General features: G+C 65.1%; 21 protein-coding genes. 12 read left to right on the forward strand and 9 right to left on the reverse strand.

Annotated features, from left to right (window positions below):
* Positions 1-189: 189 nt before the first annotated feature.
* Positions 190-1968: an HNH endonuclease gene (locus ITX31_RS05680; protein ID WP_194782520.1), complete on the forward strand. Its 1779-nt coding sequence runs from the start codon at positions 190-192 to the stop codon at positions 1966-1968.
* Positions 1969-2320: 352 nt separating this feature from the next.
* Here ITX31_RS05680 and ITX31_RS05685 read toward each other — a convergent pair whose 3' ends face one another.
* From ITX31_RS05685 to ITX31_RS05700, 5 genes are all read right to left on the reverse strand, one after another.
* The gene (locus tag ITX31_RS05685) at positions 2321-3187 is read right to left on the reverse strand and encodes a metal ABC transporter permease (protein WP_228529081.1); all 867 of its coding nucleotides are present in this window, start codon (positions 3185-3187) and stop codon (positions 2321-2323) included.
* On the reverse strand, positions 3174-3953 hold the full coding sequence (locus ITX31_RS15790; protein WP_228529169.1) for a metal ABC transporter ATP-binding protein: 780 nt from the start codon (positions 3951-3953) through the stop codon (positions 3174-3176). The genes ITX31_RS05685 and ITX31_RS15790 overlap by 14 nt, the downstream gene beginning before the upstream one ends.
* Before the next feature lie 32 nt (positions 3954-3985).
* Positions 3986-4963 carry a metal ABC transporter solute-binding protein, Zn/Mn family gene (locus tag ITX31_RS05690; protein ID WP_194782522.1) on the reverse strand — a complete coding sequence of 326 codons (978 nt, stop codon included), beginning with the start codon at positions 4961-4963 and terminating at the stop codon, positions 3986-3988.
* A gap of 110 nt (positions 4964-5073) precedes the next feature.
* Positions 5074-6144: a hemolysin family protein gene (locus ITX31_RS05695; protein ID WP_194782523.1), complete on the reverse strand. Its 1071-nt coding sequence runs from the start codon at positions 6142-6144 to the stop codon at positions 5074-5076.
* Complete coding sequence (locus ITX31_RS05700; RefSeq protein ID WP_194782524.1) at positions 6141-7595, reverse strand: hemolysin family protein; 1455 nt, start codon at positions 7593-7595, stop codon at positions 6141-6143. The genes ITX31_RS05695 and ITX31_RS05700 overlap by 4 nt, the downstream gene beginning before the upstream one ends.
* A 493-nt stretch (positions 7596-8088) precedes the next feature.
* On the opposite strand from ITX31_RS05700, the gene ITX31_RS05705 reads away from it, so the two are divergent.
* Together ITX31_RS05705 and ITX31_RS05710 are read left to right on the forward strand one after the other, a co-directional pair.
* A complete protein-coding gene (locus tag ITX31_RS05705; protein WP_194782525.1) occupies positions 8089-11907 on the forward strand; it encodes a multifunctional oxoglutarate decarboxylase/oxoglutarate dehydrogenase thiamine pyrophosphate-binding subunit/dihydrolipoyllysine-residue succinyltransferase subunit in 3819 nt (1272 codons plus the stop codon).
* A 90-nt stretch (positions 11908-11997) separates the two neighbouring features.
* Positions 11998-12597: a GDSL-type esterase/lipase family protein gene (locus ITX31_RS05710; RefSeq protein WP_152226931.1), complete on the forward strand. Its 600-nt coding sequence runs from the start codon at positions 11998-12000 to the stop codon at positions 12595-12597.
* Between the two features lie 74 nt (positions 12598-12671).
* Here the strand turns inward: ITX31_RS05710 and ITX31_RS05715 are convergent, their stop codons facing one another.
* A complete protein-coding gene (locus ITX31_RS05715) occupies positions 12672-13637 on the reverse strand; it encodes a zinc-binding dehydrogenase (protein WP_194782526.1) in 966 nt (321 codons plus the stop codon).
* A 143-nt stretch (positions 13638-13780) separates the two neighbouring features.
* Here ITX31_RS05715 and ITX31_RS16145 point away from each other — a divergent pair, with 143 nt between their 5' ends.
* Positions 13781-13855 carry a 50S ribosomal protein bL37 gene (locus tag ITX31_RS16145; protein ID WP_369299106.1) on the forward strand — a complete coding sequence of 25 codons (75 nt, stop codon included), beginning with the start codon at positions 13781-13783 and terminating at the stop codon, positions 13853-13855.
* A gap of 88 nt (positions 13856-13943) precedes the next feature.
* On the opposite strand, the gene rsrA is transcribed toward ITX31_RS16145, so the two are convergent.
* A complete protein-coding gene (gene rsrA, locus ITX31_RS05720; protein ID WP_194782527.1) occupies positions 13944-14204 on the reverse strand; it encodes a mycothiol system anti-sigma-R factor in 261 nt (86 codons plus the stop codon).
* Complete coding sequence (locus ITX31_RS05725; protein WP_228529083.1) at positions 14201-14878, reverse strand: sigma-70 family RNA polymerase sigma factor; 678 nt, start codon at positions 14876-14878, stop codon at positions 14201-14203. Before ITX31_RS05725 ends, rsrA begins: the two co-directional genes overlap by 4 nt.
* A 347-nt stretch (positions 14879-15225) precedes the next feature.
* On the opposite strand from ITX31_RS05725, the gene ITX31_RS05730 reads away from it, so the two are divergent.
* From ITX31_RS05730 to ITX31_RS05760, 7 genes are all read left to right on the forward strand, one after another.
* Positions 15226-15807: a DoxX family membrane protein gene (locus tag ITX31_RS05730; protein ID WP_194782528.1), complete on the forward strand. Its 582-nt coding sequence runs from the start codon at positions 15226-15228 to the stop codon at positions 15805-15807.
* Between the two features lie 5 nt (positions 15808-15812).
* Positions 15813-17147 (forward strand): 3-phosphoshikimate 1-carboxyvinyltransferase, encoded by a 1335-nt coding sequence (gene aroA / locus ITX31_RS05735; RefSeq protein ID WP_194782529.1) that lies wholly within the window; start codon positions 15813-15815, stop codon positions 17145-17147.
* Between the two features lie 2 nt (positions 17148-17149).
* Positions 17150-18268, forward strand: coding sequence for a ribosome small subunit-dependent GTPase A (locus ITX31_RS05740; protein ID WP_194782530.1), 1119 nt, complete (start codon positions 17150-17152; stop codon positions 18266-18268).
* Between the two features lie 112 nt (positions 18269-18380).
* Entirely contained in the window at positions 18381-19190 is an 810-nt protein-coding gene (hisN, locus tag ITX31_RS05745; protein WP_194782531.1) for a histidinol-phosphatase, read from the forward strand.
* Between the two features lie 8 nt (positions 19191-19198).
* The gene (locus tag ITX31_RS05750; RefSeq protein WP_194782532.1) at positions 19199-19981 is read left to right on the forward strand and encodes a class I SAM-dependent methyltransferase; all 783 of its coding nucleotides are present in this window, start codon (positions 19199-19201) and stop codon (positions 19979-19981) included.
* A 110-nt stretch (positions 19982-20091) separates the two neighbouring features.
* A complete protein-coding gene (locus ITX31_RS05755; RefSeq protein WP_194782533.1) occupies positions 20092-21189 on the forward strand; it encodes a carboxylate-amine ligase in 1098 nt (365 codons plus the stop codon).
* A gap of 118 nt (positions 21190-21307) precedes the next feature.
* The gene (locus tag ITX31_RS05760) at positions 21308-22405 is read left to right on the forward strand and encodes a carboxylate-amine ligase (protein WP_194782534.1); all 1098 of its coding nucleotides are present in this window, start codon (positions 21308-21310) and stop codon (positions 22403-22405) included.
* 1 nt (position 22406) lies between these two features.
* Here ITX31_RS05760 and ITX31_RS05765 read toward each other — a convergent pair whose 3' ends face one another.
* A complete protein-coding gene (locus tag ITX31_RS05765; RefSeq protein ID WP_194782535.1) occupies positions 22407-24119 on the reverse strand; it encodes an alpha-glucosidase in 1713 nt (570 codons plus the stop codon).
* A 225-nt stretch (positions 24120-24344) separates the two neighbouring features.
* Between ITX31_RS05765 and ITX31_RS05770 the strand changes: the two genes are divergently transcribed.
* The gene (locus ITX31_RS05770) at positions 24345-24842 is read left to right on the forward strand and encodes a DUF1269 domain-containing protein (protein ID WP_194782536.1); all 498 of its coding nucleotides are present in this window, start codon (positions 24345-24347) and stop codon (positions 24840-24842) included.
* The last annotated feature ends 23 nt before the right edge of the window (positions 24843-24865 follow it).

Below are 24865 nucleotides of genomic sequence, written 5' to 3' on the forward strand. Positions count from 1 at the left end.
GGATTAGAGTCCCGTGTCCGGCAGGGACCCGGGCAGGATTCACGACAGACGCAACAGGGCAAGGCTACACGGCCCGGCAGAGAACATATCCCTGGCGCCGGGCAGGACAGCCAGGCCGGTCAGTCCGGGAGCCCCGATCCTCAGTCCTCGCCCCGTCCCGGTCCCGGTGTCCCGGCTTTCTCCGGTGCCGTGTTCCACGCTGATCCCGCACAGGCTGAGACCACCAGTCCCGGGTCCCTGCCGGAAGGATTCACCGGGCAGCTCTGCCTCCGCAGCCCGGAAACCCTCGGCTACGACGAGACCGTGTCCACTCTGCAGCGCCTGGGCATGCTCATCTCCTGGGCCCAGGCCCAGCAGGCCCGTGTCGCTGCCCGGCTGGAAGTACTCTTCGCCAGGGACATCACCCAGGCCTCCGGCGGGCGGGAAGAACCAGCCCTGGCCATGAGCCTCGCCGCTGCCGAAGCCTCCACCGCGCTAAACATCCCGCACATGAGCGCGATGCAGCTCATCAGCGAATCCACCCGGCTCTGCTCTGAGACCCCGCAGACCCTGGCCCGGCTGTCCGAGGGGAAGATCGCTCTGCAGCACGCCCGCATCATTCTGGACGAAACCCACCACCTGCCCGCCGACGTTCTTACGGCCCCGGATCTTCGTGCTGATGCGGCTGCGGATCCTTCCGCCAAACGCGTTGCCGACCCGGAAGCGTCCAGTCAGAACCCAGGACGGCACAGCCAGGAATCCGGACAGCTCGACCTTGGTCTCAACGGCTTGGGGTCCGAGCCCGCAGACGAGGCAGCCGACACTGAGGCGTCCGACACTGCACAGGCCGATGGACAGGGCACCGCAGGGATTGCCGGGGCTCTTGATGAAACCGAGTCGCTCACCGTCCGGGGTGCGTTCGAACGCGACCTGCTTGCTGCGGCGGAGGGCAGGACCGCTGCCGGGTTCGGACGCCGTGCCCGCAGGCAGCGTGAAACCCGGTTCCCGGACCTGATTCCTGTCCGGCACCGCCAGGCCAAGGACAAACGACGTGTGAGCTTCCAGCCCCTGCCCGATGGCATGTCCTGCCTCAGCGCGGTCATCGCCGCCGAGAAAGGCCAGGCCATGTTCGCTGCCCTGACCGGTGCAGCTAAAGCCGGCAAACACGCCGGGGATCCCCGCACCATGGACCAGCTCCGCGCGGACACCCTCACCGAACTGCTCCTCGAAAACCAGCCACCAACCAACATGCGGACAGCCCATGCCACGACCCCAACCCCCGGCATGCGCGAAGCACCGGACGGCGGCCCGGCAGGCAGCACTCAACCGGACAAGAGGCCCCGCAGGGCCGAGCGGCACCGAAACCAGAACCAAAACCAGAACCGCAGCCGCAGCCGCAGCCGCTCGAGGGTCCGTACCGAGGTCATGGTCCTGATCAACGCCGACACCCTGGCCGGACTGGACGAGAACCCGGCAGAACTCAACGGCTACGGACCGATCAGCGCCGACACCGCACGCACCATGATCCTCAACGCCCTGCACTGGACACCCCTGCTCCAGAACCCCGCCACCGGTGAAATCCTCACCGTCGGACGAACACGGCGTATCCCGGCAGGACTCAAACGCTGGCTCCAGGCACGGGACGGAACCTGCCGGTTCCCCGGCTGCTCCGTGAATGTCACGCATGCGGAGATCGACCACACCACCCCGTACTCACGCGGGGGTCCCACGGACCACGCGAACCTGGAACACCTCTGTCCCAAACACCACCGGTTCAAGACCCTGGGCCATTGGAAGGCCCGCCAGCCAGAACCGGGAACCATCGAATGGAACTCACCTGCCGGCCGCACCTACGCAACGGACCCGGCACTGGACTACCTGCCAACCCCACCAAAGCCCGGAACTCCGCAGTCGCGGCAGCAGCCCGGAACCCCGCAACCGCCCGGTAGAAGCACCCCGAAGCCGGACGACGATCCCCCACCGTTCTAGACAGACCGGCAAGCTGGGCTGGTTGCGCGCCGTCGTGGCTTGGTCGCGAGCGTCTTTTGAGCGATCAGCACGACACTCCGGTGCCTTGTTCGCGGGACCGGAGTCTTGGACACCAGCAACTCTTGGACGCCGAAAAGTAGCTGGCATTGCGGTACGGCGGCCGGAAAAGAAGCCTCGCGGCAGCTGGAAAACTGCGCGTTTGGGCTCTCAGCATGGCCGTCACGCAGCTAGGAAGAGACTGTGGTTAGTCCAAAGAGACTGTGGTCAGTCCCCTGCCCGGATGGCGGAAGTGTAGGCACACGTCCCGCCTGAACAGTGTCGCGCCAGCCCCAGCTCAACCAGCTCAACCAGCTCAGGCCACAGAAGCCAACCGCCGGTTCCGGTTACGGACTGCCATGATGATCCGGCACACCAGGTAGATGGCAAACGAAATCGTGGTCACGTAGGGACTGATCGGAATCCGGCCGCCGAGAGCCAGAAGAATGCCGCCAACTGCAGAGACCAGCGCGAAAATGACGCTCAGCCCAACCACAAGGCGCGGAGAAGAGGTCACAAGCAGGGCAGCAGCAGCCGGAGTAATCAGGAGCGACAGAACCAGAAGCGCACCAACAACCTGGATGGACAGCGCAACAGAAAGCCCCAGAAGGAACATGAACACGATGGACAGCCCACCTACGGGCACACCGCGGGCCTGGGCAAGCTCCGGATCAGCACTGGCAAACGTCAGCGGACGCCAGACAAAGACCAAACCAACAATAACGACGGCGGCACAAATGGCCAGCAGGTTCAGCTGGACACTGTCCACGGCAACAATCTGGCCGGTCAGCAAGCCGAACTTGTTCGCAGAACGCCCTTCATAGAGCGCGAGAAACAGGATTCCCAAACCCAAACCGAAGGGCATGATGACACCGGTAATCGAGTTCCGGTCACGGGCCTTCAAACCCAGCAACGCAAGGATCAGAGCGGCAGCAATTGAACCGGCAAGGGAACCAAGAACAACATTGGCGCCCAGAAGCAGAGCCAGCGCAGCACCGGCAAAAGACAGCTCGGCAATGCCGTGGACGGCAAATGCCAGATCCCGCATCATGACAAAGACGCCAATAAGCCCGCCAACAAGACCTAGAATCGCCGCAGCCCACAGCGAATTGGTCACCAGCGGCAGCAGCTGCCCGTAGTCGCTGAAGTCAAAGACGGAAGAGAAAAACTCAGAAAGGTCCAAGATCGGCCTCGCTCTCGCCGTGGTGGTGCGTTGTGGCGTCCGGAACGCCCAGCACCACAATCCGGCCGTGGCTGCGCAGCACCTCCACGTGGGATCCGTACATATCCGACAGCACGTCCGAACGCAGGACTTCCGACGGCGTTCCGGTACGGAACTGGCCGCCGGCAAGGTAGAGGACGCGGTCAACATAGTCGATGATCGGATTGATTTCATGCGTCACGAACACGACGGCGGAGTCATTCTCATGGGCACGGGCATCTATGAGGGCACTGATCGCCTGCTGGTGGTGCAAATCAAGGGAGAGCAGCGGCTCATCACAGAGCAAAAGGTCAGGATCGGTAGCCAGGGCCTGCGCAGCACGCAGCCGCTGCAGCTCGCCGCCGGAAAGTTTGCCCACCGGAGCATCCGCATAGCTCGCGGCGCCGACCTGGGCCAGGAGTTCATCCACCCGGGCACGCACAGGACCCCGGCGAAGACGGATGCCCCACTTGTCGCCGTCGACCCCCATGCCAACCAGGTCCCGGGCACGAAGCGGGGTGCCGGAAGCAAAAGACTTCTGCTGCGGGATGTAGCCAATGTCCTTGCTTCCGCGCTCAACCCGGCGCCCATTGATAGTCACGGTCCCGGAGCTAAGCGGCTGCAGCCCCAAAAGCACCTTCAACAGCGTGGTCTTTCCGGTGCCGTTAGGTCCCAGAACGGCGAGGAATTCTCCTGAATTTATGTCCAGGTCCAGTCCCTGCCACAGCGTACGGCTGCCGAAAGCCATGGAGGCCCCGCGCAGCTGTACGACGGCGCGGCTCACTTCAGGACGTCCTGAACGGCCGTCACGTTGCGGTCCATCCAGGCAAGAAAGTCCTCGTCCTCGGGCAGCGTCTCGGAGAAGTCAACTACTGGAATGCCTGCGTCTTCGGCAGTCCTGCGAACTGCTTCAGTCTGCGAGGTAGAGGTCTGCTCGTTGTAAGCGAGGAACGCGATGTCTCCGGAGGCCAGCAGATCCTGCATCTCCTTAAGCACGGCAGGCGGGACGTCCTGGCCTTCTTCCACGGCCTCCGTGAAATCGTCAGGAGTTACGTTGTGCAGCCCGGCATCCTCCAGGAGGTACGCGGGCACCGGTTCCGTCATGGCGACGTCGCGTCCCTCCGCAGCAGAGCGGACCTCAGCAAGGCGGTCCTCCAGTTCCTGGATCCCGGCAGCGAAGTTGGCCGCATTGTCACGGAAAGCCTGCTCGTTTTCCGGATCCAGTTCGGCCAGCCGTTCGGCGGATGCCTCGGCCAGCAACCCCATCGCTTCCGGGTCATACCAGACGTGCTCGTTGAATCCGCCGTGCGAGTGCCCGCCGTGCGAATGCCCGGCATCGCTGTCACCGCTGTCTTCGTGATCTGCGTGGTCCTCGTGCCCATCGTCAAGGCCTGAAATCTCGACGGCGTTGAGCACGTTTTCGGGGGCGAGCGACTCTTCCTGGACCAGGGTCTCCATGAAGGAGTCATATCCCCCGCCGTTCAGGACGACTACGGCAGCCTCGGAGACAGCAAGCTTGTCCCGGGCAGTGGCCTCATAGGAGTGCGGGTCCTGCGACGGACGGCTGATGATCGATTCGACGCTGACCAACTCGCCGCCAACCGATTCAAGGATGCTGCCGTACACGTTGGTCGAAGCCACAACCCGAATGGCATCTCCACCTTCGCCGGCGCCGCTGTCTCCCCCCGCGGAGCAGGCGGACAGTGCAAGTGCGGCAGCGGCAAGAGTTCCGGCCACACGGAAGGGCAGGCGGCGCATGGTGTCAGTATCCCCGTTTCGAGTCTTGGTACAACCTCCGGCGGTGCCGGGGCTTGATCAGCATAACGCAAACGCGAATCATTCGCATCTGATCTACTCCCAGCCGGTTTTCAGCCGGTGAAGCTCTCCCCCGAGCGGCGCAGGCCCTGGGACTGGGTAGCGTCCCGGATCTCACCCACCAGCTGCTCGATGATGTCCTCCAGGAACAGCACGCCCTTGGTCTGCGCGTCATCGCCAAGGACACGGGCAACATGGGATCCGGTCCGCTGCATAACGGCCAGCGCATCCTCGATTCCGTCACTCAGCCGGAGATTGGCCAGCGTGCGGACCTTGTTCTCAGTGATCGGCCGCTCGTAGGCCTCCTCCGGAATGGCCATGACGTCCTTAAGGTGCATATATCCGGTGAAATTGCCTGCCTCGTCCATCAGCACGAACCGGGAGAACCCGGTTCGTCCAACAGCCTTCTCGAACTCGGCCGGAGTGCAGTCGGTGCGCAGGGTAACCAGCCCGTCCAGAGGCACCATGACCCCGCCGGCAGTCTGTCCCGAGAATTCGAGGGCGCCGGAAATGACCCCCGAATCGTCCGCCACCAGCCCGTGGCGGGTGGACTCCTGGACGATCGACTGCACTTCCTGCAGCGTGAAGGACGAAGTCACCTCATCCTTGGGGGTAATTCCAACGAGCCGGAGTGCATGGTTCGCGATCCAGTTGAGGCTGGCTGTGATCGGCCGTACCACCCGCGAAACCATGACCAGCGGAGGGGCCAGGGCCAGCGCAGCCCGGTCTGCAACGGACACTGAAATGTTCTTCGGCACCATCTCGCCAATGGTCACGTGAAGGAAGGTCACGAACAGGAGCGCTGCAAGGAAACCGGCCAGGTCGGCGATCTCCATGGGAACACCCACGGCTTCCAGCGGTGCCGCCAGGAGATGGTGGATCGCCGGTTCCGCGACGTAGAGGATGAGCAGCGAGCACACCGTAATACCGAGCTGCGCGCACGCCAGCATCAGGGATACGTGCTCCATCGCCCAGAGGGTCGTCTTCGCACGCTTCGAGCCTGCCTCGGCCAGCGGTTCAATCTGGCTGCGGCGCGCGGACATAACAGCGAATTCGGCACCGACAAAGAACGCGTTGCCCAGCAGCAGGACTACAAGCCAGAAGATCCCGGCAAGATCACTCATCGTGCCCCCTCCCCTCGGACGGCGGCGGGTCCGGCGCTGCCCGCGGCCCGCACACCACGGGCGGAACCCGGCACAGCATCCCTGGCCGCGCGCCCCCCGGGCACTGCCGGCGCGGCTTCCACAGCGGCTCCAGGCCCGGCTGCGTCATCGGGGTCGGGCTCACCCGGAACAAAGCAGACACGGTCAATCCGGCGCCCGTCCATGCGTTCAACTTCCAGCTCTCCGCCGGGAACCGGCACTGTGTCTCCAATCTGCGCGATCCGGCCCAGTTCAGCCATGATGTAGCCGCCCACCGTTTCATAGCCCGCATCGTCCGGCACGTGCAGGGACGGAATCAGGACGGATACCTCATCCGGGCGCATGATGCCCGGAAAGTACCAGTAGCCCGAGGCGCTCTGCAGGACGCCGGGTTTGAGCTTGTCGTGTTCGTCGGAAACCTCACCGACTATTTCCTCCACCAGGTCCTCCAGCGTTGCCACGCCTGCCGTTCCCCCGTATTCGTCGAGCACGACGGCGAGCTGCAGGTTTGCGCTGCGCAGTTCAGAGAGCAGCGAGTCCAGGTGTACGGTCTCCGGCACCCGGAGGATGTCGCTCATGATGGCAGCCGCCGGCAGCTCCGGGCGCTTGCGGCGAGGGACGGCGACAGCTTTCTTCACGTGCACCACACCCCGGATGTCATCAGGGGAATCGCCCAGGATGGGAAAACGTGAGTAGCCGGTCCGCCGGGCCGCTTCGATGACATCCGAGACCGGTTGGTCGGCATCGATCGTTTCAAGGCGGATGCGGGGCGTCATGACATCAGCCGCTGTCCGTTCCGAGAAGGACAGGGTGCGGGCAAGGAAGTTCGCCGTGCCGGCATCCAGGGTGCCCATCTCTGCCGAACGCCGGACCATGGAGGAGAGCTCTGCCGGGGTCCGGGCTCCGGAAATCTCCTCCTTGGCTTCGAGGCCAAAGAGGTTGAGCACCTTGTTGGCGAACCCGTTCAGGAGCAGGATCGCCGGCTTGAAGACGAACGTAAAGGCCAGCTGCGGGCGCGCCAGAGCGCGTCCCACTTGAAAGGGAAGGGCAATGGACATGTTCTTGGGTATCAGTTCGCCCAGGAGCATCGACAGCAGGGTCGCCAGCACCATCGCGGCCATCACCGAAACCGACAGCGACGCCGCCGGCGGGAGACCAAGGGCTGCGAGCGGACCCTGCAGCAGCCGGCCCACGGAAGGTTCCATGACGTACCCGGTCAGCAGCGTAGTCAGCGTGATGCCGAGCTGGCAGCTTGAGAGCTGGGTTGAAAGGGTGGTCAGGCAGCGGAGCAGCGGCTCCGCCCGGGTATCCCCGTCGTCCACCGCGCGGCGGACGGTGGGCTGGTCCAGCGCAACCAGGGAGAATTCAACAGCCACGAAAAAGCCGGTGCCGCAGATAAGCAGCAGGCCGGCCAGAAGGAAAAGCCACTCCATCTCAGGAACCAGCCTCCGTGCGAAGGCACGGGCGTGAAGTTCCCCGGGAGCCTGTTGGCGGATTACCGCATTGAGGGGGAGGTTCGGCCGAAGCCGGACTGGAAGGCTCCGATGAAGCTGCCGGAGAGTGCGCGGATCGTGTGCGGGTGTTGCCGGCTCTGTGCGTCCTTGCAGGTATGACTGCAGCGGATGCAGGCCGGCGCCTAGAGTTGCTGTCCATAGACCTTTCAGTTTACAGCTTTGGCTTCTTGGCACCAGATCAAAATTGCCGGGCGGGCACTGTGCGCAATCTCGCCGAAATGCCTGGGCAAAGTGTGTCGCATCCCACAGGCGGACACCGCTGAGATTGGCCACTTCTGCTGATCTGTAACTAGACTTGCAACCAAGTCTCGGTCACTGCGCACCGGGCCGCACCAGCAAGTCTTGAGGCGGAAGCGCTCAGATCATGGTGCCATCAGGGCAAACGGCAACTCATGGAAGAGGCGTATATCTAGTGCCAGACCAACCCAACCACCGCCTGCCGGAGGAATTCGGCGGGAACGAATGGCTTGTCGACGAGTTGTACGAGCAGTACCTCAAGGACAAGAACTCCGTTGACAAGAAGTGGTGGAGCATTTTCGACTCCTTTAAGGCGGAGGACGCGGGGTCGTCCGCCGGCAGCTCCGCTTCCGGCAACGGTTCGACTCCCCCGAGCGAACTCGGCGCCAACCCGGCCACCCGCCAGCTGCCCGTCGTGCAGACCGAGGCCCAGGCCCCGAAGGCCTCGGGCGAATCCCCCGCAGCCACCCAGCAGTCAGGCAAGCCGCCCGTAGCCAAGGAAGCTGCTTCGGACAAGGATGAACCGAAGTCGGCTGCCGCTGCTGCCAAGCCCGAAACGAAGCCTGCGCCCATCCCGGCCCAGCTGCCCAAGACCAAGCCCAGCACGGAGACCGAAGAAGACACCGTGACGGTGCTGCGCGGTCCGGCCAAGGCCATCGCCACGAACATGGACCTCAGCCTGAGCGTCCCCACTGCCACGACGGTGCGCGCGGTTCCCGCCAAGCTGCTGATCGACAACCGGATTGTCATCAACAGCCACCTGGAACGCGCACGCGGCGGCAAGGTCTCCTTCACCCACCTGCTCGGCTACGCGATCATCCGCGCAGCAGCCCAGTTCCCGTCCCAGAACGTGTATTACGACGAGGTGGACGGCAAGCCCGTTGCAGTCCAGCCCGCACACATCAACTTTGGCCTGGCCATCGATATGCCCAAGCCGGACGGATCCCGCCTGCTGGTGGTGCCGAACATCAAGAAGGCTGAAACCCTTAACTTCTCCGAGTTCTGGCAGGCCTACGAAGACCTGGTCAAGCGCACCCGCGCCGGCAAGCTCACCGCCGACGATTACAAGGGCACCACCATCTCCCTGACCAACCCGGGCGGCATCGGAACGGTTCACTCCGTACCGCGCCTGTCCAAGGGCCAGGCCTGCATCATCGGTGCCGGCGCCCTTGAATACCCGGCCGAGTTCCAGGGCTCGAACGAGAAGATCCTCGCCCGCAATGCGATCTCCAAGATCATCACCCTGACCTCAACCTATGACCACCGCGTCATCCAGGGTGCCGGCAGCGGCGAGTTCCTGCGCATCGTCCACCAGCTCCTGCTGGGCGAGCAGAACTTCTACGATGACATCTTTGAGTCCCTGCGCATCCCCTACGAGCCGGTTCGCTGGAGCCCTGACATCCAGGTAAACCCGGATGAGCAGATCAACAAGGTTGCCCGCATCCAGCAGCTGATCCATGCCTACCGGGTCCGCGGCCACCTGATGGCGGACACCAACCCCCTGGAGTACGTCCAGCGCCGCCACGCGGACCTGGACGTCCTCAACCACGGCCTGACTCTCTGGGACCTGGACCGTGAATGGCCGACCGGAGGATTCGGCGGCAAGCCGATGCTGAAGCTGCGGAAGATCCTTGGCGTGCTGCGTGATGCCTACTGCCGTACCGCAGGCATCGAGTACATGCACATCCAGGACCCGGAAGAGCGTTCCTGGTTCCAGGACCGCCTCGAAGCCCCGTACAGCAAGCCCTCCCGCGAAGAGCAGCTGCGCATTCTGAGCAAGCTCAACGCCGCAGAGGCATTCGAAACGTTCCTGCAGACGAAGTTCGTGGGCCAGAAGCGTTTCTCCCTGGAAGGCGGAGAGTCCCTCATTCCGCTGCTGGACGCCATCATTTCCGGTGCCGCTGACGAAGGCATGGAAGAGGTCGGCATCGGCATGGCCCACCGCGGCCGCCTGAACGTGCTTACCAATATTGCCGGCAAGACCTATGCCCAGGTCTTCCGCGAGTTCGAAGGCACACAGGACCCCCGCTCCGTGCAGGGCTCCGGCGACGTGAAGTACCACCTCGGTACCGAGGGCACCTTCACCTCGGACAACGGCAAACAGACGAAGGTCTACCTTGCCGCGAACCCCTCCCACCTTGAGGCTGGTGACTCAGTCCTCGAAGGCATCGTCCGTGCCAAGCAGGACCGGCTGGACCGCGGGGACGAGTTCCCCGTCCTGCCGATCCTCATCCACGGCGACGCAGCCTTCGCGGGCCAGGGCGTGGTGGCGGAAACGCTGAACCTCTCCCAGCTGCGCGGTTACCGCACCGGCGGCACCATCCACGTGATTGTGAACAACCAGGTCGGTTTCACCACCGCACCGACGTCGTCGCGCTCCTCGGTGTACGCCACCGACGTCGCCAAGATGGTCCAGGCTCCGATCTTCCACGTGAACGGCGACGATCCGGAGCAGGTTGTCCGGATGGCCCAGCTGGCCTTCGACTACCGCCAGCGGTTCAACAAGGACGTCGTCATCGACATGGTGTGCTATCGCCGCCGCGGCCATAACGAGGGCGATGATCCCTCGATGACGCAGCCGATGATGTATTCGCTGATCGAGGCCAAGCGCTCGGTGCGCAAGCTCTACACCGAATCGCTGATCGGCCGCGGCGACATCAGCCAGGAAGAAGCCGAGCAGGCACTTCGCGATTACCAGAGCCGCCTAGAGCGGGTCTTCGCGGAAACGCATGCCGCCCAGACTTCTCCGATCCCGGTCATCACCAAGGACTCCGAGGCTGTCTCGGACCTGGAGCGCCCCGCTGCGCAGCAGGAAGGCTCCACCATCGTGGCGCCTGCCAGCACCGCGATCTCCGCGGACACGCTTGCCCGGATCGGCAAGGCCCACGTCACCATTCCGGAGGGCTTCACGGTCCACCCGAAGCTGAAGTCCCTGCTGGAGAAGCGCGAGCAGATGTCCCGTGAGGGCAACATCGACTGGGGCTTCGCAGAGGTCGCGGCCTTCGGTTCGCTGCTGATGGAAGGCGTTCCCGTCCGGCTGGCCGGCCAGGACTCCCGCCGCGGCACGTTCACCCAGCGCCATGCCGTCTTCCATGACCGTGCAACAGGCGCCGAATGGACCCCGCTCGCGGACCTGGATCCAAACCAGGCCAAGCTGTGGATCTACGACTCCCTGCTGTCCGAATTCGCCGCCCTCGGCTTCGAATACGGCTACTCAGTGGAGCGTCCCGATGCCCTGGTGCTGTGGGAAGCCCAGTTCGGTGACTTCGTCAACGGTGCGCAGACCATCATTGACGAGTTCATCTCCTCTGCAGAGCAGAAGTGGGGCCAGCGTTCTTCGCTGGTCATGATGCTGCCGCACGGCTACGAAGGCCAGGGCCCGGACCACTCCTCCGCACGGATTGAGCGCTTCCTGCAGCTGTGCGCCGAGGACAACATGATCGTGGCCAACCCCACCACCGGCGCCTCGCACTTCCACCTGCTGCGCCGCCAGGCCTACAGCCGGCCGCGGAAGCCGCTGGTGGTCTTTACCCCGAAGCAGCTGCTGCGCCTGAAGGCAGCGGCTACCTCGGTGGAGGAGTTCACCCAAGGTTCGTTCCAGCCGGTTATCGGCGAGCACGCAGAGCTGGACGCCAACGCCGTGGACAAGGTTCTGCTGGTGTCCGGGCGCCTGTACTACGACCTGCTGGCCAACCGCCAGAAGGCCGGAGACGAGAAGACCGCGATCATCCGGGTCGAGCAGCTGTACCCGCTGCCTTACAAGGAGATCCGGGATGCCGTGGCCAAGTACCCGAACGCAGAAATCATCTGGGCACAGGATGAACCTGCCAACCAGGGTCCGTGGCCGTTCATCGGCCTGAACCTGCCGCCGGAACTGGACCGCCCGCTGCGGCTGGTCTCGCGTCCTGCGTCGGCCTCCACGGCCACAGGTTCGGCCAAGCGGCACGCCGTTGAGCAGGACATCCTGGTCAAGAAGGCCTTCGAGCGCCGCTAATAGGCTAGGTTGGGTGGGGCACCGGGCGGTGCCCCACCCGGCTTTTAACCACCCTTCATCTGGACACTGACGCAACTGAAAAGGGAACTCGTGGAACAACGCAGAATCAGGCTCGCTGCGGTCGGCGACGAACTGCTCGCCGGCCACGGCGACCCCCGCGCCCTGGGCTGGCTCGGACGAGTGCTGGCCCGTACGACGCCGGATAACGCAACACTGGAGGCTTACAGCCTCGCGGCCCCCGGCGAGGGCACTGAGGCACTCGCCAACCGCTGGCTCATGGAGGCCGGCCGAAGGTTTGACGAGACGTGTGAGAACCGGCTGGTAATCGGTCTTTCGGACCGTGATTTGGACCTGGAGCTGTCCACGGCCCGCAGCCGGCTGAACCTTGCAAACATCCTGGACGGAGCCGCCCAGATGAGCATCAAGGTCCTGGTGGTCGGTCCCCCGCCGGGGCTCGACGCCGAACGCAACCGCAGGCTCGCGGACCTCTCCGCCGCCTTCGGTGACGTGACGACCCGCCGCAAGCACGTCTATGTGGACACGCTGACGCCGCTGCTCAACCACGAGCAGTGGCGGACGGACCTGGCAGCCAACGGCGGAACTCCGGGCCAGGCCGGCTACGGCCTCATAGCGTGGCTGGTCCTGCACCGCGGCTGGTTCCGCTGGCTCGACCTGCCGGACATGAACTGAATAACTGCCAGGCATGCGAAAGGCGTCCGCACCAGCGGACGCCTTTCGCACAGCCGGCCCGGTGCCGGAAGACTCTAATGCCGGAAGACGATCTTTCCGGTGGCTGCGCCGTCGTGCATCCGGCGGAAGCCCTTGGCTGCGTCCTCAAGGTCCAGGACGGAATCAACTTCGGGGCGCACACCCGTAGCCAGAAGGAACTGGACCAGCCGCTGCAGTTCGGCCCTCGTCCCCATGGTGGACCCCAGGACCTTCAGCTGCAGGAAGAAGATCCGGTTCAGGTCCGCCGGCGGGTTCGGCCCGGAAGTTGCGCCGCACGTGACCAGGGCGCCGCCCGGCTTCAGTGCCTTCAGGGAATGGGCCCAGGTGGCTTCACCGACCGAGTCGAACACGGTGTCCACACGCTCCGGCAACCGTGCACCGAACTCGAACACGGCTTCTGCCCCCAGCCTGCGGGCGTCTTCGAGCTTGGCTGGACTGCGTCCGGCAACCCAGACCCGGAAGCCGGCGGCGGAAGCCAGGGCCACCAAGGCCGTGGACACTCCTCCCCCGGCACCCTGGATCAGCACTGTGGACCCCGGCGCAGCGGGCGAGACAGTGAAGAGCATGCGGTAGGCCGTCAGCCAGGCTGTGGGCAGGCACGCGGCTTCCTCGAAGCTGAGCTGTGCGGGCTTGGGAACCAGGTTCCGTTCCGGCACCCAGACCTCGTCCGCCATCGTGCCCGGGTATCGCTCGGACAGCAGGGTCCTGCGCGGATCAAGGGTCTCATCACCCTCCCAGCCGGAGGTGGACAGGACCGAGTGCACAATCACCTCGTTGCCGTCGTCGTCCACTCCGGCGGCATCGCAGCCCAGGATCATCGGCAGCCGGTCCGCGGGCAGCCCGATGCCCTGCAGGGACCACAGGTCATGCCGGTTGAGCGCCGAGGCCCGCACCTGGACACGCCGAAAACCGGGCTCTGGTTCAGGCCTGGGAAGCTCTCCCACCACCAGCCCGCTGAGCGGATCTTCCCGGGACTGGAACTGGGCGTACACGGCTCGCATGCTGAACTCCTTTGGTCGCTTGGTTGGTCCATCCTAGGCGACGCCCGCGGCCGCGGTGCGTGAACCAGACCCGCATTTACGCCGGGGGCACAGTGTGTGGGAGACTGAAGGGCAGAACTTGAAAGCGAAAGAAGGAGGCAGCCATGAGCAAGCGTGCACGCAAGCGTCGTGACCGTAAGCGCGGCGGCGCAAACCACGGCAAGCGTCCCAACACTTAAGTTCGGACGTTCAGCCGGATTTTCCGCGCTAACCAAAGAAAACCCCCGCAGCCTTCCGGCGACGGGGGTTTTCCTTTATCCAGCCAGTTCAGTGGTCCACTGACTGGATCTGGCTGATCCGGGCGAGGATATTCGCCTTCAGTGTCTGAGGTGCCTCTTCCGTGCAGGACCGCTTCACGACGGAACGAATGACGCATTCGAGGTCGTGTTCCTCGGCGCATTCCGGGCATCCTTCAAGATGCTCCTTGATTTCCACCAGGTCGTCATGCGAAAGCGCACCGTCCAGGTATTCGTACAGCCGTTCGATGCGTGAGTCATCGCAATCACCCAGGCTCTGGCAATCGCTCATAGTGTCTTCCCCTGATTCTCCGCCGCTGCGGCGGCAGCCTTCTGTGCCTTGCCCTTGATGCCGCGCTCATAGGCGTACTCGGCCAGCAGCTCACGGAGCATCTTGCGTCCGCGGTGCAGCCTGGACATCACGGTGCCGATCGGCGTGTTCATGATTTCTGAAATTTCCTTGTACGCGAAGCCCTCGACATCCGAGAAGTAAACCGCCAGGCGGAACTCCTCCGGGATGGCCTGCAGCGCGCTCTTGACGTCTGAGTCGGGCAGATGGTCCAGCGCCTCCGCCTCTGCCGAACGCAGGCCGGCAGAACTATGTTCGGCTGCCCGCGCAAGCTGCCAGTCCTCCACGCCATCCGAGTTCGCCTGCAGCGGCTCCCGCTGCCGTTTGCGGTACAGGTTGATATACGTGTTGGTCAGGATCCGGTACAACCAGGCCTTGAGGTTGGTTCCCGGCTTGTACTGGTGAAACGCGGAAAAAGCCTTTGTGTAGGCTTCCTGCACCAAATCCTCGGCATCTGCCGGATTGCGGGCCATGCGCATGGCAGCCGAGTACAGCTGGTCCACGTACTGCATGGCATCGCGCTCGAAGCGCAGTTTACGTGCCTCTTCGGGCTCGGACGCGACGTCGAGGCCCGGATCTTCCACCTGTGGGCTGCCTTCCGGCACATCAGTTTTCATTACGTCCAAGTGTAGAGGGCGTGCACGCACCAGCAACCCGGGAAGGGCGGCCTCAACGGTGTTCCGCTCCTGGACAAGCGAACCTGCCATACGTAGCCTCCGATTCCGCATCCGACGTTCCGGTGCCGTGCGCACCGGGTGCCGGCGCGAGACCGACATGATTAGTAACTGCCGTCCGCCTGCGGATATTCCAGACTGCGGGTCACCGGCAGCTAAAGCCGCCGAGGTGTGCAAGGGAACCAAAGGTGCCAGACTAGGGGGTGTCCGTTGCGTACGGCGTGTCCCGTCAGGCACACCCGTATCATCTTTGAACGCACGCCGGTCCGGCGTAACCCAGGAGGCCACGCATGAGCATTGTCCGAAAACTAGCCCGTCCGCTCCTCGCTGCCGGCTTTGCGGCAGCAGGCGTGGAGCGGCTGCGCAACACCGGCCAGACCGCCCAGCAGCTCACGCCGACCCTCAACCGCCTGGGTTCAGCGGTGCCTGCGGCTGCAGGTCTCCCTGAGAACCCGGCCGCCGTCGCACGCGTCCTTGGGGCCACCCAGCTCAGCGCCGCTGCCATGCTGGGCCTCGGCAAGTTCTCCCGCCTGGCCGGGCTGGTCCTCGCCGCGACCGCCGGCGTGAACACCCTGGTCGAATACCGCAACGGCGATGCCAGCACGGCTGCCGGACGGAAGGAACGCCGCACCCAGCTCCTGAAGAACCTCTCCCTGATTGGCGGCGTGCTCCTGGCCGCCGTCGACACCAACGGCCGTCCGGGCCTGGCCTGGCGTGCAGAGCATCTGGTGTCTGACACCCAGCGCAGCGTGCGGGCCATCGGCAAGGATGCCGGCCGCCGTTCCAGCAAAGTCACCAAGCAGACCCGTAAGCAGCTGGCCAAGGCAGAACGTGCCGTCCGCAGCACCGCAGCAGATATCGCAGGTTCCTAGGCACCATGACTGAAACATCCGCGCCTGTCGCAGACGGCTGGCCGGCCCCCACCCCTGGCCATCCCGTTACCGGGGTGGTCAGGGTTCCAGGCTCCAAATCCCTCACTAACCGTTACCTGGTCCTGGCTGCCCTGGCCGAGGGGCCCTCCCGCCTCCGCGCGCCCCTGCATTCACGGGACTCAGCCCTCATGGTCACCGCACTGCGGTCGCTCGGTGCCAAGATCACGGAGGCTCCCGGCACCGGACCTTTCGGTCCCGACCTGGTGGTGGAGCCGCTTCCGGCGTCAGCATCCGGGAACACTGCCGTGGACTGCGGCCTGGCCGGCACGGTGATGCGTTTCGTGCCGCCGCTGGCCGCCCTGCGTTCGGGCACTGCAGCATTCGACGGCGATCCTCACGCGCGCCGCCGTCCCATGGCCGCGACCATCGAGGCCCTGCGCGGCCTCGGCATCGAAGTGGATGACGGCGGACGCGGCGCCCTGCCATTCAGCGTCACCGGACGCGGCGCCGTTCCCGGGGGACGCGTGGAGATCGACGCCGGAGCTTCCTCGCAGTTTGTTTCCGCCCTGCTGCTGGCCGGTGCACGCTTCACGAACGGACTGCACCTGGTCCACACCGGGGAAACGGTTCCCAGCCTGGACCATATCGCCATGACCGTCCACGTGCTGCGCGAATGCGGCGTGGATGTAGATGACTCCGTACCCAACGAGTGGCACGTTGCGCCGGGACCCGTCCGGGCCTTCGACGTTGACATCGAACCGGATCTTTCCAACGCCGGCCCCTTCCTTGCCGCCGCCGTCGCCACCGGCGGGAGCGTGAGCATTCCCGGGTGGCCTCAGCGGACCACCCAGGTGGGCGACAAGTGGCGGCAGATCCTGCCGCAGATGGGCGCAACCGCCAAACTTGCCGACGGCGTACTAACCGTCACCGGAAGCGGAACGGTCCGCGGCGGCACCTTCGCGGACACCAGCGAACTGGCACCGACGGTCGCCGCCCTCTGCGCACTGGCCAACTCGCCGTCGGTCCTCACCGGCATAGCTCACCTGCGCGGACACGAAACGGACCGGCTGGCTGCCCTAAAGACTGAAATCAACGGCCTGGGCGGGAACGTAACGGAAACCGCGGACGGCCTGGCGATCGATCCGGCTCCGCTTCACGGCGGCGTCTTCGGCACGTATGCCGACCACCGCATGGCAACCGCCGGGGCGATCCTGGGACTGACGGTCCCCGGCGTCGTCGTGGAGGACATCGCAGCGACGTCCAAGACCATGCCCGAATTCGCGCAGCTCTGGACCGCCCTGGTGGCCGGTACGGAGCCGACGGCGGCGCAGGAGGCCTAGCCGTGGCACGAGGCACCTCGGGCTGGGACGAATCGGACGTCCGCATCCGCCCCAACAAGAAGGGCTCACGGCCCCGTACCAAGGACAGGCCTGCCCACGAAGACGCCGTGACGGGACGCATCATCACCGTTGACCGCGGCCGTTACACGGCCATCGTGGACGAAGACACCCCTCAGGAGCGGATTGTTACGGCAGCCCGGGCCCGGGAGCTGCGGCGCACCCCGGTGGTTGCGGGAGACCTGGTGGGGCTGGTGGGTGACGTCAGCGGCTCCCCCGACAGCCTGGCCCGGCTGGTCAAGGTCAATGAGCGCGCCACGCTCCTGCGCCGCTCCGCAGATGACACCGATCCGGTGGAGCGCGTGGTGGTTGCCAACGCGGACCAGCTGGTGATCGTGGTCGCCGCCGCCAACCCGGAACCGCGAACCGGCTTTATCGACCGCGCCCTGGTGGCAGCGTACGACGCCGGTATCTCTCCCCTGCTCTGCATTACCAAGGCGGACCTGAAGGATCCGGCCGAGCTGCTGGCCAACTATGAACACCTGGACCTGGAAGTAGTCATCAGCCGCACGGCCCGGGCGGACGACGCGGGAATCGACTCCGAGTCCGACGACGGCCTCTCCGCGCGCCTGGCCGGAGGCGCCGTCGCGGCCCTGCATGAGCACCTCCTTGGCAAAGTCAGCGTCCTGGTGGGCCATTCAGGTGTCGGCAAGTCCACGCTGGTCAACGCCCTCACCGGGTCACGCAGGGCCACCGGCGGAGTCAATGCCGTAACCGGCCGCGGCCGGCATACATCCTCCTCCGCGCTGGCGCTGAAGGTGCAGGACTCCCCGGCAGGCAGCTGGATCATCGACACTCCGGGCATCCGCTCCTTTGGCCTGGCCCACGTGGACCCGGACCGCATCCTCAGCGCCTTTCCCGATCTGGAGCCGGGCACCGAAGACTGCGAACGCGGCTGCCGGCATGACGACGGCGCCGTCAACTGCGGGCTGGACCCGTGGGTTGAATCGGGCAGCGCCGGCGCGGCCGGACCAGCCAGACTCGCCTCCCTCCGCCGGCTGCTGGGATCCGGCGGCCTGCGCACCGAGAACCGCGCGCAGGCCAAGGAACTGGGCACCCAGTGACGGGCCGGAGAAATCCGGCCGGCACCGCCTGGAGGCCTTCTCCAGGCGGGTAGACGCCGCGCGCACCCGCGTAAACGTGGGCAGCGCCGCAGCAATAGCGATAAGTTGAAGTATGCCGTTCGTTCAGAACTACAACGATGATCTGCGTCTCGCCCATGTAATGGCCGACTCCGTGGACGACCAGACCATGTCCAGGTTCAGGGCCCAGGACCTCCGGATCGAGACCAAACCGGATCTGACGCCCGTCACCGACGCAGACAAGGCAGCCGAGGACGCCATCCGCGGCCAGCTCTCCCGCGCCCGGCCGCGCGACGCCGTCCTGGGCGAGGAATTCGGTTCCACGGGTTCCGGGCCCCGGCGCTGGATTGTTGATCCGATCGACGGCACCAAGAATTTCGTGCGGGGCGTGCCCGTCTGGGCGACCCTCATCGCCCTGGTGGACGACGGCGTTCCGGTAGTCGGCGTCGTCAGCGCGCCAGCGCTGGGCAAGCGCTGGTGGGCCGCGACGGGAACCGGTGCCTACATGGGCCGCTCCCTGGCCTCGGCGACCCGGCTGCGGGTCTCTGACGTCTCCAATCTGGCCGATGCTTCGCTGTCCTACTCAAGCCTCACGGGGTGGAAGCAGCGCGGCAACCTTGACGAGTTCCTCGGCCTGACCGAATCCGTGTGGCGTACACGTGCCTACGGCGACTTCTGGTCCTACTGCATGGTGGCCGAGGGCGCGGTGGACATCGCGTGCGAGCCGGAGCTCAACCTGTATGACATGGCGGCCCTGGTTCCGATCGTGACCGAAGCCGGCGGCCGCTTCACCTCTCTGGAAGGCGAGGACGGGCCCTTCGGCGGGAACGCCCTGGCTACCAACGGCGTGCTGCACAACGAAGTACTGCAGCGGCTCAACCCCGACCTCGACGACCTCTTCTAGGACTCAACGTGGCTTCCAGCGGACCCAAGCTCGGCGGTCTGCGGCGCCGGCAGCTGGGCGGCAGTTACCGCACCGGCGCCGAACACTACGACCGGATCCGTCCCGGCTACCCGGACGAGGCGGTTGACTGGCTCTTCGACGTCCCCTCCCTGTCCGGGCGGCCTGCGCCGTCCGTGTCCGTGGCTGACGTCGGTGCCGGCACAGGCAAGTACACCGCGGCCCTCGTCTCCGCGGGCTTTAAGGTGCAGGCGGTGGATCCTTCCGCAGACATGCTCGCCCAGCTCTCCCGCAGGCTGCCTACGGTTCCTGCTGCCCAGGGCACGGCCGAGCAGACGGGGCTGCCGGACTCCTCGCTTGACGCAGTCACCGTGGCCCAGGCCTGGCACTGGTGCGACCCGGTGGCTTCCGCCCGGGAATTCGCACGGGTCCTGGCACCAGGGGGGTTTGCGGGCCTGGTCTGGAACCAGCTGGACGTCAGTGTTCCCTGGGTGCACCGCTTTTCGCGGATTATCCACGCCGGGGACGTGCTGCGCCCGGGTTTCCGTCCGGAGCTGGGGCCGCAGCTGAGGCTGCACGAATTTAATACTGCCTCGTGGTCGGTGGCCATGACTCCGGAGGACCTGGCCGAACTTGCGCAATCCCGTGCGTACTACCTCTCCGCCTCGGAATCCACGCGTTCCAAGGTCCTGGCTAACCTCACCTGGTACCTCTACGAGCATCTCGGCCACGCACCCGGAGAAGAACTGCAGCTGCCCTATCTCACGTTCACCTGGCGTGCCGTCCGGGCCTAGGAAGAGAAGCCTGCCTACTTGGCACGGCCCCCTCCCGGCGGTACCGGCGCTGTCCTAGACTGTTCTGAAGAGCGGGCAGCTCCCGGATTCTTCGGCAACCAGGAGAATGCATGGCTACATTCGGCATTGAAGAAGAGTTCCTGCTCATGGATCCGGCCACCGGGTTTCCCGTGCCCCGCGCAGCCGAGCTTTCCGGGGCTCCCGGTGCGGCGACCCAACTTTCCCCGGCGATGGCGCAGGTTCCAGTGGGCCAGCCTGAGTTGCTCGCCTGCCAGCTCGAGGCCTCCACCGTCATCTGCAACACGCTGGATGAAGCAGCCGAATCCCTGCTGGGTGCCCGCACAGCCATAGCCGCGGCCGCCGCTGAAGCAGGCATGGGCGTTGTGCTCTCCGGAGCTGCTCCGCGGATAGAGGACGGTCCCGCGGTTATCACAGGCAGCGAACGCTACGAAGCCATGGGAGAGCTGACCGGCGCCGTTGCCGGGGAACACTACGTCAACGGAACGCATATACACGTTGCGGTTCCGGACAGGGACGCGGGAATCAACGCCCTGAACAAGGTCCGTCCGTGGCTCTCCACCCTGGCTGCGCTGGCTGCCAACTCACCCTTCTGGCGCGGCAGGGACAGCAGCTTCTCAAGCTGGCGCCTCATCCACTACCGGCGCTGGTCTGTCCAGGGCTGCCCGCCGGAGTTTGCCGACGCGGCGGACTATGACCGCAGGATTGCACGGCTCCTTCGCTCCGACGCGGTCCTGGACGCCGGGCACATTGGCTGGGCCGCGAGGCTGTCCGCAAGGTATCCGACGGTGGAAGTGCGTGTTGGCGACGCACAGCTGGAAGCCGCTGACTCGATCCTCCTGGCGGCGCTGGTGCGCGGACTCGTCCTGACTCAAGACGCCGCACCTGATGCGCACCCGGACCCGGAGCTCCTGGACGCCGGTCTGTGGCAGGCCGCCCGGTACGGTCTGGGCGGGCGGCTCATGGATATCCGGGGGGAATCATCCGCCGCCGCGGACCAGGTGGCCGCGCTGGTTGAGCACATCCGTCCTGCCCTGGAGGACAACGGCGACGCGGATTACGTCTTGGCCGGGGTGCAGCGGATGCTCACGGCCGGCACCGGCGCGGTGCGCCAGCGTGCCGCCTACGCTGCCGGCGGCTGGAACGGTCTCGCGGCGCTGTACGGCACGGCCCTAACATCCGGTGCGTAACCACGCAACAAAACGTCAGTGAGCTTCCCGTTTGGCTTCAGGATGCCCTTCGGCCCTAGTCTTCTTGGGGAAGTGCTGCAGGTGGACACCCGCAGCCGATGAATATGTGGAGGGATGCATGGCAACACTGGGCATCGAGGAAGAGTACCTGCTGCTGGATCCGGTCTCCGGACTTCCGGTGCACAAGGCGGAGGAGGTTGCAGGCTATTTGCACCGTTCCCCGCGCGTGACGGAAGACGAAATCCAGCGCGAGCTGCTCAGCTGCCAGATCGAAACCGCCACGCCGGTCTCCGCAACGCTGACCGAGGCGGAAGAGTACCTGCTGAACTTCCGCGGGCAGCTTGAAACCGCCGCACGGAAGGCGGGGGTAACAGCGTCCGGAACGGCCTCAGCCCCGTTCATAGAGGACCATTACCCGGAGCTGACAGACAAGGAACGCTACCGCCAGCTGCGCGAAAGCGCGCCGGGGATCGTCGGGGACCAGTTCGTGAACGGACTCCACGTCCACGTTTCGATACCGGACCGGGAAGCCGGAGTCCAGGCGCTGAACCGCATCCGCGAGTGGCTGCCCGCCATCGTGGCGCTGAGCTGCAACTCCCCCTACTGGCTGGGACGCGACAGCGGTTTTGGCAGCTGGCGGGTCGTCCACTACCGCCGCTGGCCGGTGCAGGGCTGCCCTCCCACCTTCAAGGACGCGGCCGACTACGAACGGCGCGTGGCGCAGCTGGTGTCCACCGGGGCGATCATCGACCGGGGCGTACTGACCTGGATGGCCCGGCTCTCTGATTCATATCCCACCCTGGAGGTCCGGGCCGGCGACGCACAGCTCCGTGCACGGGACTCCGTGCTCATTGCAGCCCTGGTCCGCGGATTGGTGAGCACGGCGGTTGAGGAGGCAGGCCGGGGAACCAACCGCACAGTCCCCGAAGCCGAGCTGCTTGACGCCGCCATGTGGCAGGCTGCCCGCGAAGGGCTGACCGGCCAGCTGGTGGATCCGGTCAACGCCCGGCTGGTGCCGGCGCAGGACCGCCTCCAGGCCCTGCTGGACTTCACTGCCGCAGCGCTCGACGCCGAGAATGACACCGAGTGGGTTCGTGCCGGGCTGCAGGATATCCGGGACTCCGGTACCGGCTCCGAGCGGCAGCGGCGGGCGATGGCTGCGGGAGGAACCGCCGCACTCTTGGAACTCTACGGGTCCGCACTTACGGCCGAATAGTTCACGGTTCCCCGGGAAGCCCGCTGACATCCATCACGCGGGCTTCCCACGGGCCCAGCACCGCTTTCTGCCGTTCGGGACCGTAGTTGCCCAGGATCAGTTCGCCCGCCTGCAGGTCCTCGGAAACGGCCTGCTCAAAGCCGGAAAGATTTCCGATCACCACCAGGCTCTTCTCCCCCAGGCTCCTGCTGAAAGCAAAAAGTGCCGGATGGTGTGCGTGCAGCAGCTGGAAGTCGCCTGCCGCGATCACCGGCAGCTCATGGCGCAGGCGGATCAGCTCCTGGTAGTAACGGAAGATGGATTTCGGAGCGGCCTGGTCCTGTTCAACGTTGATTTCCGGGTACCTGGGTCCCAGCCCAATCCAGGGCACACCGTCCGTAAACCCTGCCCCCGGTTCCGGAGTCCACTGCATGGGTGTCCTGGCGTTGTCCCGGCTGGCATGGCCCAGGATATCCAGGACGTTCCCGGGATCCATTCCGCGGGCTGTCGAATCCGCGTAGAAATTCAGTGATTCCACGTCCCGGTACTGGTCAATCCTGGTGAAACCGGCGTTCGTCATTCCGATCTCTTCCCCCTGGTAGATGAAGGGCGTTCCGCGCTGCAGATGCAGCAGGGTCGCCCACAGCGTTGCCGACTCATACCGGAAGGCGCCGTCGTTCCCGTAGCGGGAAACATGGCGGGGCTGGTCATGGTTGCTCAGGTACAGGCTGTTCCAGCCCCGGTCGGCCAGTCCGCGCTGCCAGCGGTTCCAGCTGGTCTTAAGGTCCCGGAGGTTCACCGGCCGGCGGTCCCATTTGCCGCCGGGACCGTGGTCCAGGTTCACATGCTCGAACTGGAACAGCATGTCCAGCTCATTTCGGTAGGGGTCCGTGAAGAGCCTGGCTTCCTCGACCGTTGCTCCGGTGGTTTCCCCAACCACCAGATAGTCCTCGCTGCGGTGCGCAAACACCGCGCGCATCATCTCCTGGACGAACTCGTGCACGCGCGGGCCGGAGGTGAAGAACGGTGAACCATCTCCCCAAACGCCGCCGAACTGGATCATGCTGTCAGGGAAGCGCTGGTCTTTGGAGATGAAGTTCACTGCGTCCATCCGAAAACCGTCGATCCCCCTGTCCATCCACCAGTTCATCATGGTGTAGATCCTGTTGCGTACCCTGGTACTGGCCCAGTTCAGGTCCGGCTGGTGGCGGGAGAAGATGTGCAGGTAGTACTGCTGTGTCGGCTCATGCCACGTCCAGGCCGATCCGCCAAACAAGGATCCCCAGTTGTTCGGTTCCGCGCCGGGCTCGCCGCCGCGGAATCCCCGGCGCGGGTCCCGCCAGTAGTAGGAGTCGCGGGAAATGTTGTCGCGGGAGGAAATGGACCGTTGAAAGGCCTCGTGGTCCGTGGAGGTGTGGTTGATGACCAGGTCCATGATCATCTTCATACCGCGGGCATGGACCTCGGAGAGCAGCCGGTCGAATTCCTGCTCGGTGCCGAACACCGCATCGATTCTCCAGTAATTGCTGATGTCGTACCCGTTGTCCCGCTGAGGGGACTGATGGATGGGAGAGAGCCACAGGACATCGACCCCAAGTTCCTGCAGGTAATCCAGCCGCCTCATGATCCCCGTCAGATCGCCGATGCCGTCGCCCGTAGTGTCCTGGAAACTGCGCGGATAGATCTGGTAGACCACGGCGTTGGTCCACCATGCCGGGCGGGATAGGTCCCTCATTCAGCTCCTGGGTCGGCGGTCCTGGCGTTCCGCAAACCTGAGTCTACGACCGCGCAACCCTGCGGGACAGGGACTGGGGGAAGACTTGGCCCCCGCGGAGCTCCCACAGCGCCGGTCCCTTGCCGGGGCAGTCCGGGCTGGCTAGCGTGGCACCTACTCTAACCGTCCGCGTGCCGGGCACGCGGACGGTTAGTGCCTGGATCCCAACTGTTTGGAGCATCTGCCATGGCAACACTTACCGTATGGAAATTTCCCGACGCAGACGCGGCTGAAAGGGCGACGCAAACCCTGGCCAGCCTCGAGTCCCAGAACCTCATCAACGTACAGGATGAGGCAATCGTCACCTGGCCACGGGACAAGAAGAAGCCCCGGACCATCCAGGAGCACAACATGGCCGGCGCCGGTGCTCTGGGCGGCGGCTTCTGGGGCCTGCTGTTCGGCCTGATCTTCTTCATCCCGCTGATCGGTGCGGCCGTCGGCGCTGCCATCGGTGCTCTGTCGGGATCGATGGTGGACGTAGGCATCGATGACAACTTCATCAAACAGATTCGGCAGGAAGTCACTCCGGGCACCTCGGCCCTGTTCGTCCTGTCCTCCGATGCAGTGGAAGACCGGGTCCTCGATGCCTTCAAGGACGGCTTCCCGGGCGCCTCGCTGATCGCCACGAATCTCTCCAAGGACCAGGAAGCGAATCTGCGGAAGGCCTTCGCCGAAGCGGACTAGGCTGCAGCAGCCACCGGCTGCCG

It is taken from the genome of Arthrobacter gandavensis (assembly GCF_015355785.1).
Taxonomy (GTDB): Bacteria; Actinomycetota; Actinomycetes; order Actinomycetales; family Micrococcaceae; genus Arthrobacter_B; species Arthrobacter_B gandavensis_A.